We start from the raw sequence: 1759 nt of genomic DNA on the forward strand, positions 1-1759 counted from the left end.
TCCAATCAACCAAGCCCGAGAGATGTTTAAATGCGCTAAGAGTAGACCTAAATCTTGGGCGAAGGCTGCCGGAGTATAGCTGGCTTGAGTCAGGGCCGGGCTGACGGATAGGGAAGTTTTTTCGGATATTCGACCGGGCTGCTCAAGCAAAGCCACTGGTTCTGCCTTTAACGATTGCAGCTGAGCAAGCCTGGGGGACCAGGTGGGCAGAACGGAATTTCCAAAACCCCTTAAATCGTAGGCAAGACACTGATACTCTGGCGAAAGCTGCTGAATTAAAGGTTGCCAATACTGACGGCTGAGGAGCCAGCCATGGATAAAAACAAGGGTGCAGGGTTCAGGAGTGGAAGCCGTTAACTCGTAGGCGTGGGGCACTCCCAGAATATCAACTGTGGGCATATTCCTATCCTAGCCTGAAGCCTCTAAAACCTGATAGAACGGATTTAGATGACTTTAGGGACCCGAACACTGTAGTGACCTAAGCCACCGCAGCCCAAGTCACTCAAGATAGATCAAGTCCTAGATGACTGAATAGAGGCTTAAGTTAACTTGAACAGGACTTACGCAAAGGCAAAATGAGGATACGACAAGGCAAGCCATAAACCTAGAGAGATGAGCTTCAGCAAACTCGACTACTGCCAGTATCTACTGAGCAGCCCCATAAACTACACCGTGACCAACTTGGCTGCTCATCTAGAGGGTATTAGCCATGACCGCATTAATCGCTACTTGCGCAGTGAGAAGTTGACACCCCGGCTGCTGTGGGACAACGTAAAACTGCTGCTGCAACCGTCCAAGAATGCCTATGTTCTTTTCGATGATACGGTTTTGGACAAACGGTACTCGAGCTCGATTGACCTAACAAGACGCCAGTACAGTGGTAACGAACATCGCGTAATTCGGGGCATTGGGCTAGTTAGCTGCGTATACGTCAATGGCGAAACCGGACAGTTCTGGGTCATTGACTACCGCCTGTATGACCCGGCCGGAGATGGGCAAAGTAAGCTTGACCATGTTGCCCAAATGCTCAACGGCTTGGTGTATAGCAAACAGCTACCGTTCAACATAGTGTTGATGGATAGCTGGTATGCGACTCAGAAGTTGATGGCCCAAATCGACCAATTTGGGAAGGTCTACTACTGTCCCTTGAAATGTAACCGTCGGGTCGATGATAGTGGCGGCATCTTGCCGTATCAACGAGTAGATGAACTCGAATGGGACCCACAGGCGTTAGCACAGGGCAAACTCATCAAAATTCGTGGCTTTCCAAAAGACAAAAAGGTGAAATTGTTTCGGGTTACTGTGTCTTCCCACAGGACGGAATTTGTCGCCACCAACGACTTAGCTCAAACTTCTACCGATGCTGCACAACAGGAGTCTAGCATTCGCTGGAAGATTGAGGAGTTTCACCGAGAATTGAAGCAACTGACGGGGGTTGAAGCCTGTCAATGTCGTAAGGCTCGGATTCAGCGCAACCACATTGCTTGTGCTCTGCTGGTCTGGACTCGATTGAAAGCAAGCGCCTACCAAAGTCGTCGAACGATTTATAAAATCAAGCATGGCATGCTCTCTGACTACTTGATTGAGCAACTAAAGCATCCGTCCGTTCAGATGTCACTTGCGTAAGTCCTGATAGTCTTGCACTGTTGAACGCGCTACTTTGCAGCTACGCGCTATTTCTGTCTGGTTACGGCCTAGCTCGTGCAGCCGAATAATTTCTCTGAACTTTTCCATCGGCAAGTTCGCTCCTTGTGATTTG

2 protein-coding genes are annotated in these 1759 nt (G+C 49.2%); one reads left to right on the top strand and one right to left on the bottom strand.

Translation table 11 applies throughout. The annotated features are described in order from the left end of the window. The coding region (locus tag AC2VE5_RS26830; protein WP_486890587.1) for an alpha/beta fold hydrolase at positions 1 to 399 on the bottom strand (399 nt) is incomplete at its 3' end. Between the two features lie 213 nt (positions 400 to 612). Between AC2VE5_RS26830 and AC2VE5_RS26835 the strand changes: the two genes are divergently transcribed. Continuing rightward, positions 613 to 1626: an IS701 family transposase gene (locus AC2VE5_RS26835; RefSeq protein ID WP_486890588.1), complete on the top strand. Its 1014-nt coding sequence runs from the start codon at positions 613 to 615 to the stop codon at positions 1624 to 1626. Positions 1627 to 1759 lie beyond the last annotated feature (133 nt).

Source organism: Aliterella sp. E5.1, assembly GCF_057473825.1.

Excerpts from the sequence above, each read along its gene's own strand:
- AC2VE5_RS26835 (WP_486890588.1), top strand. The coding sequence starts at position 613 with ATGAGCTTCAGCAAACTCGACTACTGCCAGTATCTACTGAGCAGCCCC.